General features: G+C 75.1%; 16 protein-coding genes. 13 read left to right on the top strand and 3 right to left on the bottom strand.

The features are described 5' to 3' along the window. The first annotated feature begins 4 nt into the window (after window positions 1-4). The 6 genes from TEK04_RS13375 to truB are packed head-to-tail and all read left to right on the top strand — an operon-like array spanning window position 5 to window position 4,382. Entirely contained in the window at window positions 5-298 is a 294-nt protein-coding gene (locus TEK04_RS13375) for a DUF503 domain-containing protein (protein WP_336404845.1), read from the top strand. Window positions 299-309: 11 nt separating this feature from the next. Beyond that, window positions 310-849, top strand: a complete 540-nt coding sequence (gene rbfA / locus TEK04_RS13370) for a 30S ribosome-binding factor RbfA (RefSeq protein ID WP_336404844.1) — start codon at window positions 310-312, stop codon at window positions 847-849. After that, a complete protein-coding gene (locus TEK04_RS13365; RefSeq protein WP_336404843.1) occupies window positions 846-1,139 on the top strand; it encodes a hypothetical protein in 294 nt (97 codons plus the stop codon). Before rbfA ends, TEK04_RS13365 begins: the two co-directional genes overlap by 4 nt. A gap of 24 nt (window positions 1,140-1,163) precedes the next feature. Further along, window positions 1,164-2,171: a DHH family phosphoesterase gene (locus tag TEK04_RS13360; protein WP_432277339.1), complete on the top strand. Its 1,008-nt coding sequence runs from the start codon at window positions 1,164-1,166 to the stop codon at window positions 2,169-2,171. Window positions 2,172-2,175: 4 nt separating this feature from the next. Continuing rightward, window positions 2,176-3,471, top strand: a complete 1,296-nt coding sequence (locus tag TEK04_RS13355; protein ID WP_336404841.1) for an MATE family efflux transporter — start codon at window positions 2,176-2,178, stop codon at window positions 3,469-3,471. Further along, complete coding sequence (gene truB, locus TEK04_RS13350; protein WP_336404840.1) at window positions 3,468-4,382, top strand: tRNA pseudouridine(55) synthase TruB; 915 nt, start codon at window positions 3,468-3,470, stop codon at window positions 4,380-4,382. Before TEK04_RS13355 ends, truB begins: the two co-directional genes overlap by 4 nt. Before the next feature lie 5 nt (window positions 4,383-4,387). Here truB and TEK04_RS13345 read toward each other — a convergent pair whose 3' ends face one another. Next, window positions 4,388-5,353, bottom strand: a complete 966-nt coding sequence (locus TEK04_RS13345; RefSeq protein ID WP_336404839.1) for a 2-hydroxyacid dehydrogenase — start codon at window positions 5,351-5,353, stop codon at window positions 4,388-4,390. Then, window positions 5,350-6,390 carry a glycerate kinase gene (locus TEK04_RS13340; RefSeq protein WP_336404838.1) on the bottom strand — a complete coding sequence of 347 codons (1,041 nt, stop codon included), beginning with the start codon at window positions 6,388-6,390 and terminating at the stop codon, window positions 5,350-5,352. The genes TEK04_RS13345 and TEK04_RS13340 overlap by 4 nt, the downstream gene beginning before the upstream one ends. 65 nt (window positions 6,391-6,455) lie before the next feature. Here TEK04_RS13340 and TEK04_RS13335 point away from each other — a divergent pair, with 65 nt between their 5' ends. After that, the gene (locus TEK04_RS13335) at window positions 6,456-6,773 is read left to right on the top strand and encodes an antibiotic biosynthesis monooxygenase family protein (RefSeq protein ID WP_336404837.1); all 318 of its coding nucleotides are present in this window, start codon (window positions 6,456-6,458) and stop codon (window positions 6,771-6,773) included. Here the strand turns inward: TEK04_RS13335 and TEK04_RS13330 are convergent. Next, entirely contained in the window at window positions 6,748-7,716 is a 969-nt protein-coding gene (locus tag TEK04_RS13330) for an alpha/beta fold hydrolase (RefSeq protein WP_336404836.1), read from the bottom strand. The genes TEK04_RS13335 and TEK04_RS13330 overlap by 26 nt on opposite strands. Before the next feature lie 104 nt (window positions 7,717-7,820). On the opposite strand from TEK04_RS13330, the gene TEK04_RS13325 reads away from it, so the two are divergent. The 6 genes from TEK04_RS13325 (at window position 7,821) to dapB (ending at window position 15,057) form a co-directional block, all read left to right on the top strand. After that, complete coding sequence (locus TEK04_RS13325) at window positions 7,821-8,966, top strand: branched-chain amino acid aminotransferase (protein ID WP_336404835.1); 1,146 nt, start codon at window positions 7,821-7,823, stop codon at window positions 8,964-8,966. Window position 8,967: 1 nt separating this feature from the next. Then, window positions 8,968-9,924: a bifunctional riboflavin kinase/FAD synthetase gene (locus TEK04_RS13320; RefSeq protein WP_336404834.1), complete on the top strand. Its 957-nt coding sequence runs from the start codon at window positions 8,968-8,970 to the stop codon at window positions 9,922-9,924. Between the two features lie 92 nt (window positions 9,925-10,016). After that, window positions 10,017-10,286, top strand: coding sequence for a 30S ribosomal protein S15 (gene rpsO, locus TEK04_RS13315; protein WP_091242986.1), 270 nt, complete (start codon window positions 10,017-10,019; stop codon window positions 10,284-10,286). A 261-nt stretch (window positions 10,287-10,547) separates the two neighbouring features. Continuing rightward, window positions 10,548-12,791 carry a polyribonucleotide nucleotidyltransferase gene (locus TEK04_RS13310; RefSeq protein ID WP_336404833.1) on the top strand — a complete coding sequence of 748 codons (2,244 nt, stop codon included), beginning with the start codon at window positions 10,548-10,550 and terminating at the stop codon, window positions 12,789-12,791. A gap of 32 nt (window positions 12,792-12,823) precedes the next feature. Further along, entirely contained in the window at window positions 12,824-14,167 is a 1,344-nt protein-coding gene (locus TEK04_RS13305; protein WP_336404832.1) for a M16 family metallopeptidase, read from the top strand. A 95-nt stretch (window positions 14,168-14,262) separates the two neighbouring features. Next, on the top strand, window positions 14,263-15,057 hold the full coding sequence (gene dapB, locus TEK04_RS13300; protein WP_336404831.1) for a 4-hydroxy-tetrahydrodipicolinate reductase: 795 nt from the start codon (window positions 14,263-14,265) through the stop codon (window positions 15,055-15,057). The last annotated feature ends 324 nt before the right edge of the window (window positions 15,058-15,381 follow it).

Here is a 15,381-nt window from a genome sequence, read left to right as displayed (position 1 = left end):
GCGGGTGTTCACCGGCTCGTTGACCGCCGACCTGCTGCTCGGGGACGTGCACTCCCTCAAGGGCAAGCGTTCCCTCGTGAAGCCCGTCGTGGCCGAGCTGCGGCGACGCTTCGCCGTCGCCGCGGCCGAGGTCGGCGACCTCGACCTGCACCGCAGGGTGCAGATCGGGGTCGCCACCGTGGCCGGCGACGCCGCGCAGGTGGGGGACGTCCTCGACGCCTGCGAGCGGCTGCTGGCCGAACGCCCCGAGCTGACCCTGCTGTCCACCCACCGCCAACTGATCAGCACCGACGACTGAGGAGTCCAGCCATGGCCGACGCGGCACGGGCACGGCGGCTGGCCGTGCGCATCCGGCAGATCGTCTCCGCCACGATCGAGATGCAGATCAAGGACCCGCGGCTGGGGATGGTCACCATCACCGACTCCCGCGTGACCAGTGACCTGCGCGAGGCCACGCTCTTCTACACCGTCTACGGCGACGCGACGGCCGCGGCCGACTCCGCCGCCGCGCTGGCCAGCGCCACCGGGGTGCTGCGGTCCACGGTCGGCAAGCAGACCGGCATCAAGTTCGTCCCCACGCTGACCTTCGTCGCCGACGCCGTCCCCGAGACCGCCCGGGAGCTCGACGAGGCGCTGGAGCGGGCCAGGCAGGCCGACGAGGAACTGGCCCGCGCCCGCGCGGGCGCCGCCTACGCCGGTGACGCCGACCCCTACCGCAAGCCGCACGAGGACGAACCGCCCGACGACGACCTGTCCGACGACGACCTGTCCGACGGTGACCTGCCCGCCGACCCGTCCGACGCCGACACCGCCGGGCTGACCGCCGAGGCGCGAAGGAGCACCCCGTGACCGACCGTCCCGCCACCGAGGCCGTCGACCCCGACCCCGACACCCCCGCCGAGCAGCAGCCCGGGTCCACCCTGGGCGGCCGGGCCGTGCCCGGCGACGGTGCCGACCCCACCGCCGGCGGCCGCGACCAGCAGGCCGGTGACGCCGACCCGGCGCACGACCCCAACGCCGCCTCCATCGCCGCCGACGAGCCCACCGACGGCGGCCCGGCGATCCCCGTCGCCGGCGGGGCCCCCGGTGAGGAGCCCGACGAGGTCCCGCACGCCGCCAGTGGCCCCACCGACGCCTGAGCGCGCCGACCGCCGACCTCTCGCATGGCACCCGTGGGCGCGCTCCCGGCCGCCGTCGCCGTCCTCGCCCGGGCGGCCGACGCCGGTGCCTCGGTGCTGCTCTCGGCCCACGTGCAGCCCGACGCCGACGCGTTGGGGAGCACGCTGGCGCTGGCCGAGGGGCTGCGCCGGCGCGGGGCGCGGGTGACCGCCACGTTCCCGGGGCCGTTCGTGCTGCCGGCGTCGCTGGCCTGGTTGCCCGGGGCCGACGCGCTCGTGCCCGCCGGCGACGTACCGGCCGACCCCGACCTGGTGGTGGGCCTGGACGCCGCCGACCTGCGCCGGCTGGGTGAGCTGGGCCCCGTGCTGCTGGCGGCCCCGCAGTCGCTGGTGGTCGACCACCACGCATCGAACCCCGGGTTCGGCGCGGTGCAGCTGGTCGACCCCGAGGCGGCGGCCACGGTCGCGCTCGTGGCCGACCTGCTCGACGGCCTAGGCGTCGAGCTCGACGCCGGGCTGGCCACGCTCCTGTACGCCGGGCTGGCCGCCGACACCGGCAGCTTCCGGTTCGGGAACACGTCCCCGGCCACCCACGCGTTGGCGGCGCGGTTGCTGGCCACCGGCATCGACCACGCGCGCATCAGCCAGCGGCTGTTCGACACCGCGCCCTTCGGCTGGTTGGCCCTGCTGGGCACGGCGGCCGGGCGCGCGACCCTGGAACGAGATGTCGGCGCGGGCCTGGTCTGGACCTGGGCCACCGTCGGCGAGGCCGACGACCACGGACTGGCCGGTGACCACCTCGAGGCCCTGGTCGACGTCGTCCGGTCGGCGCAGGAGGCCGACGTCGCCTGCGTGCTCAAGGGCGCCGCGGACGGCAGCTGGAACGTCTCGCTCCGCTCCCGCGGCGGCACCGACGTGTCGGCCGTCGCCATCGCCCTGGGCGGCGGTGGCCACCGCATGGCGGCGGGCTTCACCTCCCACCTCGACCGCGACGGCACCCTGGCGGCCATCCGGCGGTGCCTGCGGGCAGGTGCCGCCCCCGAGCAGGGCTGAGGCGTTGGCCGCCACCCGGTCGGTCCCGGCGCTGGCGCTGCCGGCGCTGGTGGTGCTGGCCGCCGAACCGCTGTACCTGCTGGTGGACACCGCGGTCATCGGTCACCTCGGCACCGTCGAGCTCGGCGGTCTCGCGGTCGGTGGCGGCCTGCTCGCCCCGGTCGTGGGCATGCTGAACTTCCTGGCCTACGGGACGACGGCGCGCGCGGCCCGTCGTGCCGGCGCCGGGGACCGCGCGGGTGCGGTCGGCGAGGGCGTGCAGGCCACCTGGCTGGCGCTGGGCACCGGTCTGCTCGGCGTCCTGGTCTTCCAGCTGGCAGCCGGGCCGCTGACCCGGCTGCTGGCCGGCGGCCCCGGACCGGTTGCCGAGGCGGCCGAGGGCTGGCTGCGCATCGCCGTCCTCGGGCTGCCGCTGCTGCTGGTCGCCCTGGCCGGCAACGGGTGGCTGCGCGGGGTCGCCGAGCTGCGCCGGCCCGTGCGGTTCGTCGTCGCCGGCAGCCTGGTCAGCCTGGTGGCCAACCCCGTGCTGGTCTACCCGGTGGGTCTGGGCCTGGAGGGCTCGGCCGTGGCGAACGTCGCCGGGCAGACGGTCTCCGCGGTGCTCTTCCTCGCCGCACTGCGGCGCGAGGGCGTACCGCTGGCTCCACGACTGCCCGCGGTGCTCGCCCAGCTCACGATCGGCCGGGACCTCCTGCTGCGGGCCGCGGTCCTGCAGGGTGCGTTCGCGGTGGCGGCGGCCGTGGTGGCCCGGTCCAGCACCGCCGAGCTCGGCGCCCACCAGATCGCGCTCCAGCTGTGGCTGTTCCTGGCCCTCGTGCTCGACTCCTACGCCATCGCCGCGCAGACGCTGGTCGGCCAGGCCCTCGGTGCCGGTCGCACGGACGAGGCCCGCACCGCCGCGCGGCGGGTGGTGTGGTGGGGCCTGGGCACCGGCGTGCTCGTGGCGACGGTGCTGCTCGTGGCACGGCCGGTCGTCGCGCCGCTGTTCACCGCCGACCCCCAGGTGCTGGCGCAGGCCGCGGTCGTGTGGTGGTTCCTCGGCCTCATGCAGCCGCTGGCCGGGGTGGTGTTCGCCCTCGACGGCGTGCTCATGGGCGCCGGGGACGTCGGCTACCTGCGCACGGTGACCATCGGAGCGGCGCTGGTCGGGTTCGTGCCGCTGTCGGTGCTGTCGGTGCCGCTGGGCTGGGGGCTGGCCGGGGTGTGGAGCGGGCTGACGCTGTTCGTCGCACTGCGGCTGGTCGCCGTCCTGGCCCGGGTGGCCGGGGACAGATGGACCTCTGCCACGGTGGTGCGGTGAGCCCGAGGAGACCCGACGCCGACGTCCCGCCCGGCCTGCTGCTGGTCGACAAGCAGCCCGGCATGACCTCCCACGACGTCGTCGCCATCGCCCGGCGGGCCCTGTCGGTGCGCAAGGTCGGCCACGCCGGCACCCTCGACCCGATGGCCACCGGGGTGCTCGTCCTCGGGGTCGGGGCCGCCACGCGGCTGCTGGGCCACCTGGCCGGCAACGACAAGGGCTACGCGGCCACCGTCCGGTTCGGCCAGACCACGGTCACCGACGACCGCGAGGGCGACGTCTCGACCACCACCTCGGCGGCCGGGGTCACCGACGACGCCGTCCGGGCCGCGCTGGCCGCGCAGACCGGGCCGCTGCAGCAGGTGCCCTCCTCGGTCAGCGCGGTCAAGGTCGGCGGGGTGCGGTCCTACGACCGCGTGCGCGCCGGTGAGGACGTCGAGCTGGCGCCCCGGTCGGTCACCGTCCACGCCCTCGACGTCCTGGCGGTCCGGCGACCCACCCCCGACCTGGTCGACGTCGACGTCGAGGTCACCTGCTCCACCGGCACCTACATCCGGGCCATCGCCCGTGACGCCGGCGCCGCTCTGGGGGTCGGGGGGCACCTGACCGCTCTGCGGCGCACCCGGTCGGGACCGTTCGACCAGTCGGCGGCGCGCGGGGTCGCCGACGCCGCGGACGCGCTGCTGGCGGGTGGGGGAGCGGGTTTCGTCCCGTTGACCGAGGCCGCCGCGGCCGTCTTCCCGGTGCGGCCGGTGACCGCCGACGAGGCGGTCGACCTCGGCCACGGCAAGCGGGTGGCAGCCACCGGCACCCCGGGCCTGCACGCCGCGGTCGACCCCGACGGGCGGCTGGTCGCCCTGGTCGTCGACGCCGGACCCACCGCGAAGGTCGAGGTCGGCTTCCCCGGCTGAGCGCCTCAGACCACCGGCGTCGGCGGGTCCTGCCCGGCCAGCACGGCCAGCACGTTGCGCGCGGCGAGCACCGCCATGGCCTCCCGGGTCTGCTCGGTGGCCGAGCCCAGGTGCGGGGTGAGCAGCACGTCGTCGCGGGCGAGCAGGCCGGGGTGCACCGCCGGCTCCTCCTCGAACACGTCCAGCGCCGCCCCCCGGATCTCCCCGTGGTCCAGCGCGTCCACCAGGGCCGCCTCGTCGACCACCGGACCGCGGGCGGTGTTCACCAGGTGGGCCGAGCTGGGCATCGCCCGCAGCGCCGCCGCGTCGACCAGGTGGTGGGTCTCCGGGGTCAGCGGGCAGTGCAGGGACACGACGTCGGAGGAGGCGAGCAGCTCGGGCAGCGGCAACCGCCGGGCGCCGAGCGGGCCGGTGACGTCGGCGGGTGCGTCGTGCCGTGCGCTGTAGGTGATCGACATGCCGAACGCCGCAGCCCGTGCGGCGACCGCCCGGCCGATGGCACCGAACCCGACCAGCCCGAGCTGCTGCCCGCGCAGCCCGGTGCCCAGCAGGAAGTCCAGGTCCCACCGCCACGGGGTGCCCGCGCGCAGCAGCCGCTCGCCCTCGCCGACCCGCCGGGTGATGCCCAGCAGCAGGGCCAGGGTCAGGTCGGCGGTGGCGTCGGTGAGCACGCCGGGGGTGTTCGTGACCCGCACACCCCGCCGCCGGCAGGCCTCGACGTCCACGTTGTCGTAGCCCACCGCGACGGTGGCCACGACCCGCAGCTGCGGACCCGCGGCGTCCAGCAGCGCCTCGTCCACGCGGTCGAGCAGGAGGCACACCAGGGCGTCCGCGCCGGCCACCGCGGTGCGCAGCTCGGCGGCGGTGAGCGGTCGGTCGACGTCGGGGGTGCGGACGTCGGCCGCGCCGTCCAGCAGCCGGGCGGCCGCCGCCGGCAGCCGGCGGCTGAGGGCCACCACGGGGCGGGTCACCGGCCGGGCTCCCGGGCGGGCTCCCGGGCGGCGGTCCACACCCGTGCCAGGTGCCGGCCGAGGTCCACCAGGTCCTCGGCTGCCCGGGCGCGGTCGCCGCTGAGCGGGAGCACGGCGGTGGCCCCCAGCGCGCGCAGCGCTGCAGCGGCCCCGGTGGCCACCTGCCCGCCGAACACGACCACCGGGACCCCGGCCGCCGCGGCGGCGACGCACACGCCGGCAGCCACCTTCCCGTCGGCCGAGGAGGCGTCCACCGAGCCCTCCCCGGTGACCACGAGGTCGGCGGTCGCGACGGCGGCGGTCCACCCGGTCAGCTCCAGCACCAGCTCGATGCCCGGGCGCAGGCGGGCACCCAGGGCCAGCAGCGCTGCACCCAGCCCGCCGGCCGCGCCGGCCCCGGGGGCGTCGGCGACCTCCGGCGGGAAGCCGAGGTCGGCCAGCCGCTGCTCCAGCACCGGGATGTCGGCGGGGCGGGCCCCCTTCTGCGGGCCGAAGACCGCGGCCGCGCCCCGCGGGCCCAGCAGGGGGTTGCGGACGTCGGTGACCACCTCGACCGGCAGCGGGAGCCGGTCGAGCACCGCACGCAGCCCCGCCCCGCCGTCGACGGTGGCCACGCCGCCCACGCCCAGCAGCAGCCGGTCCACCTCGGGGTCGCGGCCGATGGCGGCCACCAGCTCGCCCAACCCCCGGCTGGAGGCGCGGAAGGGGTCGAGCTCCTCGGCTGTCAGCAGCGGCAGGCCGATGGCCGAGGCGCTCTCGGCGACCGCCTGGCCGTCGTCGAGCACGAGGTACTCGGCCTCGACCGGGCGGCCGAGCGGGTCGGCGACCCCCACCCTGCGTCGCCGACCTCCCCGGCGGGCCGAGAGCACGTCGACCAGGCCCTCGCCGCCGTCGGACAGGGGGGCGCGCACGACGTCGGCGTCCGGGCGCTCGGCCAGCACCCCCTGGGCGAGGGCGGCCGCGGCAGCGGCCGCGTCCAGCACCCCCTTGAGGCTGTCGGGGCTGAGCACGACGCGCAGCGTGCGGTCCTCCGTCATCCCGGGGTCCTCTCCTCGTCGACCGTCCCCGCGCATCCTGCCGGGCCGCGGGGCACGCTGGGGGCATGAGCGTCGTGAAGATCAACGTCCTGACCGTGCCGGCCGAGGCCCGCGAACGGCTCGAGGACCGGTTCAGCAACCGGGCCGGGGCCGTCGAGGCCTCCGACGGCTTCGAGTGGTTCGAGCTGCTCCGCCCGGTCGAGGGCACCGACTCCTACCTGGTCTACACCCGCTGGCGCAGCGAGGCCGACTTCGAGGCCTGGCAGAACGGCCAGGACTTCGCGCGGGGCCACTCGGGCGGCGGTTCGGGGATGGCCCCGGCGGCGACGGGGTCGACCGTGTGGTCCTTCGAGGTGGTCACGCAGGCGTCGCCGGCGCGCTGACCTCGTCCACGGTGGTCGCCCCGCGCACGGCGGCCGCCCAGCGCTGCTCCCGCTCGGCCGGGGTCAGCACGTCGTCGGCCGTCGTCGCCACGAAGTCGGCGACGACGGCGGCGAACCGCTCCGGGTCGTCGACCTGGGGGAAGTGCCCGGCCCGGGGGAAGACCACCACCCGGCTCCCGGGCAGCTGGGCGTGCAGCTCGTGGGCGTGCCGCACCGGGATCACCGTGTCGGCGCCGCCCCACACGAGCAGCACGGGGAGGGCGTGGGCGAGGTACACCCGGTCGGCCGCGCTGACCCGCTGACCGCCCGCGTCGAGGACGGCCCGGGCGGTGTGCACGAAGGCCGTGCGCGCGTCGGCGTCGGCCAGGGTGTCCAGACCGGAGACGACCTGGGAGGTGCCCGGCGGCGTCCAGCGCTGCAGGGGCCGGAGCACCTGCCGACCGGCGGCACGGGTCCAGCGGTTGAACAGCGCCGGCAGCACGTACTCGGCGCCGGGCAGCGTGACCGCCCGCAGCGCCGGGGTGACGTCGCGGCCCAGCCCGCCCGAGTCCACCAGCACCAGCCGCTCGACCAGCGCGGGGAACTGGTGGGCGAACTGCAGGGCCACGCCGCCCCCCAGGCTGTGCCCGACCACGGTCGCCGCGTCGACGTCGAGCACGGTGAGCAGGTCCCGGGCCTGGGTGGCGAACGAGCCCAGGCTGTAGTCGCCGGCGGGCTTCTCGGACAGGCCGTGGCCCACCAGGTCCGGCGCCAGCACCCGGTGGTCGCGGGCGAGCTCGTCGAGCGCGGGCCCGAAGCTGGCCCCCGAGCCGAGCAGCCCGTGCAGCAGGAGCAGCACCGGCCCCGCCGTCCCGCCCACCCGGGCGTGCAGGTCGTGGCCGTGCAGCCGGACCCGCACCCGGCGCACGTGCGGCGTCGTCCACGGTGTGACCAGCGGTGGCATGCACCCGACCCTAGGTCGGTACCCCCGGACGCGTCACGACCCGGGGTTAGTGTGCAGGGGCCGGGCGGGTGCCCGGCGCCGTCTGCCTTCTCGGAGTGGGGACCATGACCGACATGCTCAACCAGAGCCGCACCTCCTCGCGCACCTTCGCCGAGGGTGTGCCGCTGGTGGTGGAGCAGGCCCCCCGCCGGTCCGACGCCGAGCGTGCGCAGCTGCTGGCCGACCCCGGCTTCGGCAAGGTCTTCACCGACCACATGGTCGTGGCCCGCTACGTCGCCGGGCAGGGCTGGACCGAGGCCACGCTCACCGGCTACGCCCCCCTGCAGCTGGACCCCAGCACCGCCGCCCTGCACTACGCGCAGTCGATCTTCGAGGGCCTGAAGGCCTACGCCCAGCCCGACGGCTCGGTCTCGGTCTTCCGGCCCGAGCAGAACGCGGCCCGCATGGCCCGCGGCGCGGTGCGCATGGCGATGCCCCCGGTCCCGGCCGAGGGCTTCCTCGCCGCCGTCGACGCCCTCGTCGACGCCGACCGCGCGTGGGTGCCCACCGGGCCGGACCAGACCCTCTACATCCGGCCCTACGAGCTGGCCGTCGAGCCCTTCCTCGGCGTCCGCCCCGCCGCCGAGTACCTGTTCGTGGTCATCGCCAGCCCGGCCGGCGCCTACTTCCCGCGCGGGGTCCAGCCGGTGTCGGTGTACCTCTCCGAGGACTACATCCGGGCCGCCCCGGGTGGTACCGGCGACGTCAAGTGCGCCGGCAACTACGCCGCCAGCCTGCTGGCCCAGGAGCAGGCCATCGCGGCCGGCTGCGACCAGGTCGTGTGGCTCGACGCGCTGGAGAAGAAGTACGTCGAGGAGATGGGCGGGATGAACCTGTTCTTCGTCCTCGGCTCGGGCGCCGACGCCGAGCTGGTCACCCCCGAGCTCACCGGCACCCTGCTGCCCGGCATCACCCGCGAGTCCCTGGTCACCGTGGCCCGCGAGATGGGGCACCGCGTCACCGAGCGCAAGGTGACCGTCGAGGAGTGGCGCTCGGGCGTGGCCGACGGCTCGATCACCGAGACCTTCGCCTGCGGCACCGCGGCCGTCATCACCCCGGTCGGCGACGTGAAGGCCCGCACCGGCGACTTCACCGTGGGCGACGGCACCCCCGGCGCGGTCACCATGGCCCTGCGCGAGCGGCTCCTGGACATCCAGCACGGCCGGGTCGCCGACGACCACGGCTGGCGGCACACCGTCACCGCGGCCTGACGTGCGTCGCTGGCGCGGCCTGGAGGCGACCCCGGGCGACCTCGGGCGCTCCGTCGTCACCGTCGGCATGTACGACGGCGTGCACCGCGGTCACCAGCAGCTGATCGGCACGGCGGTGGCCCGGGCGCGTGCCCTGGGCCTGCCGGCGCTGCTGCTGACCTTCGACCCGCACCCGGCCGAGGTGGTGCGACCCGGCTCGCACCCGGCCATCCTCACCACGGCCGACCGCAAGGCCGAGCTCGTGGCCGCCCTGGGCGTGGACGCCATGTGCGTGCTGCCGTTCACCCCCGAGTTCAGTCGGCTGTCCCCCGAGGGCTTCACCCACACCGTCCTCGTCGAGCACCTGCACGCCGCCGCGGTGGTGGTGGGGGAGAACTTCAGCTACGGCCACCGGGCGGCCGGTGACGTCGCGTCGCTGACCCGCGAGGGGCGCCGGTTCGGCTTCGCCGTCGAGGGCCTGGACCTGACGGCCGACTCGGCGGGCGGGGGAGAGGTCACCATCTCCTCCACCTACATCCGGGCCTGCGTCGCGGCCGGTGACCTGGGTGCGGCCGCCCGGGCCCTCGGCCGCCCCCACCGGGTCGACGGCGTCGTCGTCAAGGGCGACCAGCGCGGCCGCGAGCTGGGCTACCCGACGGCCAACGTCGAGTCCCACCCCTACACCGCCGTCCCCGCCGACGGCGTCTACGCCGGGCACCTGGTGCTGCGCGACGTGCAGGGCCGCAGCGGGCAGCGGTTCCCGGCCGCCATCTCGGTCGGCACCAACCCGACGTTCCAGGGCACCCGCCGCACGGTGGAGGCCTTCCTCCTGGACTGGTCGGGCGACCTGTACGGCGACCACGTCGGGGTCGAGTTCGTCGAGCGGCTGCGCCCGATGGTCGCCTACACCGGGCCCGAGGCCCTGGTCGCGCAGATGGACGCCGACGTCGTCGAGACCCGGCGGGTCCTCGGCGTGTAGCCTCGTGCGCGGCGCCGGGCAACCGGCGTGTGTGCATGCTGCCCCCGTGACACCGACCGGGGGCCACACGTGACCTGCCCAGGAGGCACCACATGGCGCTCGACAGCGCGACGAAGAAGCAGATCATGACCGAGTACGCCACGGTCGAGAGCGACACCGGGTCCCCCGAGGTGCAGGTCGCGATGCTGACCCGACGGATCAGCGACCTGACCGAGCACCTCAAGATGCACAAGCACGACCACCACAGCCGGCGGGGCCTGCTCCTGCTGGTCGGCCGGCGCCGCCGGCTGCTGAACTACCTGGCCAAGACCGACATCAACCGGTACCGCTCGCTCATCGAGCGGTTGGGTCTGCGCCGCTAGCACGTCGAGGGGACCGCTCCGCACCGCGGAGACGGTCCCCTCTTCTCGTGCGGCACCCGCCGCACGGGCCCAGGCGGTCCACCCGGCCCTGGTCGCGCCACCCCGGCGCTCGGCCCGGTCCTCGGTGGTGGCCCCCGGGACGCGGCAGGCACGAGCCCCGCGACCCGAGGGCTTCGATCGGAGACCGGCCCCAGGGCCACCCGGTGCACGCACCGCCGAACCAAGAGGGCGCCGCCGCATGCGGCGCAGGAAGAGGACACGATGTCCGCACCCACCACCGACGCCGTCACCTACGACGAGGACGGCGTCGTCACGGCCTCCGCCGTCATCGACAACGGGTCCTTCGGGTCCCGCACCGTCACCTTCGAGACCGGCCGGCTGGCCAAGCAGGCCGCCGGCTCCGTCGTCGCCACCATGGGCGACACCACGCTGCTGTCGGCCACCACGGCCGGCCGCCAGCCCAAGGACCACTTCGACTTCTTCCCGCTGACGGTGGACGTCGAGGAGCGGATGTACGCGATCGGGAAGATCCCCGGTTCGTTCTTCCGCCGCGAGGGCCGGCCCTCCGAGGACGCGATCCTCACCTGCCGCCTCATCGACCGCCCGCTGCGCCCGACCTTCGCCAAGGGCCTGCGCAACGAGGTCCAGGTCGTCATCAGCGTGCTCTCGCTGGACCCCGACCACCTGTACGACGTGCTGGCCATCAACGGCGCCTCGGCGTCCACCCAGCTGTCGGGCCTGCCGTTCTCCGGCCCGGTGGGCGCCACCCGCGTGGCCCTGGTCAACGGCCAGTGGGTCGGCTTCCCCACCCACACCGAGCTCGAGGACGCCGTCTTCGACATGGTCGTGGCCGGCCGCGTCCTGCCCGACGGCGACGTCGCGATCATGATGGTCGAGGCCGAGGCCACCGAGAAGACCATCGAGCTGGTCGCCGGCGGCGCCACCGCCCCGACCGAGGAGGTCGTGGCGCAGGGCCTGGAGGCCGCCAAGCCGTTCATCAAGGCGCTGTGCGACGCCCAGTCGGCGTTGGCCGGCAAGGCCGCCAAGCCGGTGCAGGACTTCCCCCGCTTCCTGGACTACCAGGACGACGTGTACGCCGCCGTCGAGGCCCAGGCGATCGACAAGCTCACCGTCGCCCAGGCCATCCCGGGCAAGGCCGACCGCGAGGACGCCACCGACGCCCTCAAGGACGAGGTCAAGGCCGCGCTGGCCGACCAGTTCGAGGGACGCGAGAAGGAGGTCTCCGCCGCCTTCCGCGCCGTCACCAAGAAGGTCGTCCGGCAGCGCATCCTGCGCGACAAGGTCCGCATCGACGGCCGCGGCGTGACCGACATCCGGCCGCTGTCGGCCGAGGTCGAGGTGCTCCCGCGGGTGCACGGCTCGGCGCTGTTCGAGCGCGGCGAGACCCAGATCATGGGCGTCACCACGCTGAACATGCTCCGCATGGAGCAGCAGCTGGACACCCTGAACCCGGTGACCCGCAAGCGCTACATGCACAACTACAACTTCCCGCCGTACTCCACCGGTGAGACCGGTCGCGTGGGCTCGCCCAAGCGCCGCGAGATCGGCCACGGCGCGCTGGCCGAGCGCGCGCTGCTGCCCGTGCTGCCCGACCGCGAGGAGTTCCCCTACGCGATCCGGCAGGTCTCCGAGGCCCTGGGCTCCAACGGCTCGACCTCCATGGGCTCGGTCTGCGCCTCGACCCTGTCGCTGCTCAACGCCGGTGTGCCGCTGCGCGCCCCGGTCGCCGGCATCGCCATGGGCCTGGTCTCCGACGAGGTCGACGGGCAGACCCAGTACGTCGCCCTCACCGACATCCTCGGTGCCGAGGACGCCTTCGGCGACATGGACTTCAAGGTCGCCGGCACCAAGGACTTCGTGACGGCGCTGCAGCTGGACACCAAGCTCGACGGCATCCCCTCCGACGTCCTGGCCGGTGCGCTGACCCAGGCCCGCGCGGCCCGGCTGCACATCCTCGACGTCATGCTCGAGGCGATCGACGGCCCCGACGAGATGAGCCCCTTCGCGCCGCGGGTGACCACGGTGCGCATCCCGGTCGACAAGATCGGCGCGGTCATCGGGCCCAAGGGCCAGATGATCAACGCGATCCAGGACGAGACCGGCGCCGACATCACCATCGAGGACGACGGCACGATCTACGTCGGCGCGGCCGACGGCCCCTCGGCCCAGGCCGCGGTGGACCGGATCAACGCCATCGCCAACCCGCAGCTGCCCAAGGTCGGCGAGCGGTTCCTGGGCACGGTCGTCAAGACCACCGCCTTCGGTGCCTTCGTCTCCCTGCTGCCCGGGCGCGACGGCCTGGTGCACATCAGCAAGCTGGGCAACGGCAAGCGCATCGCCAAGGTCGAGGACGTCGCGAACGTCGGCGACAAGCTGCAGGTCGAGATCACCGACATCGACGCCCGCGGCAAGATCAGCCTCGTCCCCGTGGTCGAGGGCGGCGACGCCGCCCCCGCCGAGGCTGCTGCCCCCGCGGGGGAGTGACCACGGCTGACCGCAGCTCGACCGTGACCGGGGTGGGTGCCGACCAGGCGCCCACCCCGGTCGCCGTCGGGCAGACCGAGGTGCTCGACGTCGACGAGGTGGGCGGTCGCGTCGAGCGCACCGAGCTCCCCGGCGGCCTCCGGGTGATCACCGAGGCCATGCCCGGGGTGCTGTCGGCGACGGTCGGCATCTGGGTGGGGGTGGGCTCGCGCGACGAGACCCCCGCGGTCTCGGGGTCCTCGCATTTCCTGGAGCACCTGCTGTTCAAGGGCACCCGGTCGCGCACGGCCCTGGAGATCGCGACGGCGATGGATGCGGTGGGCGGGGAGATGAACGCCTTCACCGCGAAGGAGCACACCTGCTACTACGCCAACGTGCTCGCCAGCGACCTGCCGTTGGCCGTCACGCTGCTCGGGGACCTCGTCACCGACGCGCTCAACACCGCCCCGGACCTGGAGTCCGAGCGCACGGTGGTGCTCGAGGAGATCGCGATGCGCGACGACGAGCCCGCCGACGCCGTCCACGACCTCTTCGCCGAGACCCTGTTCGGCGACACCCCGCTGGGGCGGTCGGTGCTGGGCACCGTCGACTCCATCGAGGCGCTGACCCGCGACGACGTCGACGGTTGGTACCGCAGCCGGTACACCCCGCCGGCCATCGTGGTCGCGGCGGCCGGCCGGGTGGACCACCGGGAGGTCCTCGACCTCGTGCACCGCGCCTTCGGCGACCGGCTCGGCGGGGCAGCCCGGCCCGAACCGCTGCGGGTCGGGGACGCGGGCGCCGGGACGACGCCACACCGCGCCACCGGGCTCATCCACCGGCGCACCGAGCAGACCCACCTGCTGCTCGGCTCGGTCGGCCTGGGCCGGCTCGACGACGCCCGGTACGCCGCGGCCGTGCTCGACGCCGCCGTCGGCGGCGGCATGAGCTCCCGGTTGTTCCAGGAGATCCGCGAGAAGCGCGGGCTGGTCTACAGCGTCGGGTCGGCACTGACGCACTACGCCGGTACGGGGGTGTTCTCCGTGTACGCGGGGTGCGCGCCCAAACGGGTGCCCGAGGTGCTGCGGTTGGTGCGCGAGAGCCTGGGCGAGGTCGCCGCGCACGGCGTCGGTGACGACGAGGTGCTGCGCGGCATCGGCCAGCTGCGGGGCGGTCTGGTCCTCGGGCTCGAGGACACCGGCTCGCGCATGAGCCGGCTGGGCAAGAGCGAGCTGTCCTACGGGGAGTACCTGCCCGTGCGGACGGTCCTGGCCCGCCTCGGTGCGGTCCGTCCCGACGACGTCCGCGCGGTGGCCGCCGACCTGCTGGGCCGGCCGACCGCGCTCGCAGTGGTGGGTCCCTACCGCGAGGCGGACCTGGCACGGTTGTCCGCCTGACCGACCCGCGGGGGCTCGCCGGCGTCCCGGCCACCGCCGTCCCGCAGGCTGATCACCGGCTTGCGTCGGTGACCGGCGCCGGTGAGAGTGCCGGCATGACCCCCACCACCCCCGCCGCCGCACCCGCTCCCGAGGCCCCGCTGACGTCGGTCGCCGTGCTCGGTGCCCGTGGCCGCATGGGCGTCGAGGTCTGCAAGGCCGTCGACGCCGCCGACGACCTCGAGCTGGTCGCGATGGTCGAGGGCAGCGAGTGGCTGTTCAACGTCGCCGACGGCGGTGCGCAGGTCGCGGTCGACTTCACCCGCCCCGAGTCGGTGATGGAGAACATCCGCTTCTGCATCGACCAGGGCATCCACTGCGTGGTCGGCACCAGCGGGTTCGACGAGGCCAAGATCGCCACCGTGCGGGAGTGGCTGGCACCCAAGCCCGAGCTGGGGGTGCTGATCGCCCCGAACTTCGGGATCGGGGCGGTCCTGCTCATGAAGTTCGCCGCCGAGGCCGCCCGGTTCTTCCCCTCGGTCGAGGTCGTCGAGCTGCACCACCCGGGCAAGGTGGACGCCCCGTCGGGGACCGCCACCCGCACGGCGCAGGTGATCGGGGAGGCCCGGCGCGCCGCCGGTCTGGGTGCGGCGCCCGATGCCACGAGCGAGGACTCCTCGCTGGCCGGCGCCCGGGGTGCAGTCGTCGACGGGGTCCCCGTGCACGCCGTGCGGCTGGCCGGGTTGGTCGCGCACCAGGAGGTGCTGCTCGGCACCACCGGCGAGACGCTGACCCTCCGGCACGACTCCTACGACCGGGCGTCGTTCATGCCCGGGGTGCTGCTGGCCGTCCGGGAGATCCAGCGTCGGCCGGGTCTGACCATCGGCATCGACGCACTGCTCGGTCTCTGAGGGCCGCGTGCCGCGCCGTCGGGCCGGCCACGACACCCGCCCGACACGCCGGTGACACCCCGTCGACACGTGACCTGCGTCGTAGACGGCGCCGACTCGGAAGCGTGCGACCTGCGCTTTCACCCCGCCGGGTGGCGTCGACGGCGCCGGGCGGACACGTGGGGGACCCCCCGGGTTTGACGAGCCGCAACCGGGGGCGTAACTTTCTCTCTGCGCCGGGGACGACCGCGAGGCCGGGCCCGAAGCGCCGAAGCGAGACAACAAGCCAAGACGTCGAAGGCCTAGCGGCTGGGGATCTTGCGCGTCCGCTCTTTGAGAACTCAA

It is taken from the genome of Klenkia sesuvii, from assembly GCF_037083825.1.
Classification (GTDB): Bacteria; Actinomycetota; Actinomycetes; order Mycobacteriales; family Geodermatophilaceae; genus Klenkia; species Klenkia sesuvii.
The sequence above is the reverse complement of the archived record's forward strand: the minus strand, read 5'-3'. Positions and strand labels throughout refer to the sequence as shown.

Excerpts from the sequence above, each read along its gene's own strand:
- TEK04_RS13360 (WP_432277339.1), top strand. The coding sequence starts at position 1,164 with ATGGCACCCGTGGGCGCGCTCCCGGCCGCCGTCGCCGTCCTCGCCCGG.
- rpsO (WP_091242986.1), top strand. The coding sequence starts at position 10,017 with ATGGCGCTCGACAGCGCGACGAAGAAGCAGATCATGACCGAGTACGCC.
- TEK04_RS13310 (WP_336404833.1), top strand. The coding sequence starts at position 10,548 with ATGTCCGCACCCACCACCGACGCCGTCACCTACGACGAGGACGGCGTC.
- TEK04_RS13335 (WP_336404837.1), top strand. The coding sequence starts at position 6,456 with ATGAGCGTCGTGAAGATCAACGTCCTGACCGTGCCGGCCGAGGCCCGC.
- rbfA (WP_336404844.1), top strand. The coding sequence starts at position 310 with ATGGCCGACGCGGCACGGGCACGGCGGCTGGCCGTGCGCATCCGGCAG.
- TEK04_RS13330 (WP_336404836.1), bottom strand. The coding sequence starts at position 7,716 with ATGCCACCGCTGGTCACACCGTGGACGACGCCGCACGTGCGCCGGGTG.
- TEK04_RS13325 (WP_336404835.1), top strand. The coding sequence starts at position 7,821 with ATGACCGACATGCTCAACCAGAGCCGCACCTCCTCGCGCACCTTCGCC.
- TEK04_RS13340 (WP_336404838.1), bottom strand. The coding sequence starts at position 6,390 with ATGACGGAGGACCGCACGCTGCGCGTCGTGCTCAGCCCCGACAGCCTC.
- dapB (WP_336404831.1), top strand. The coding sequence starts at position 14,263 with ATGACCCCCACCACCCCCGCCGCCGCACCCGCTCCCGAGGCCCCGCTG.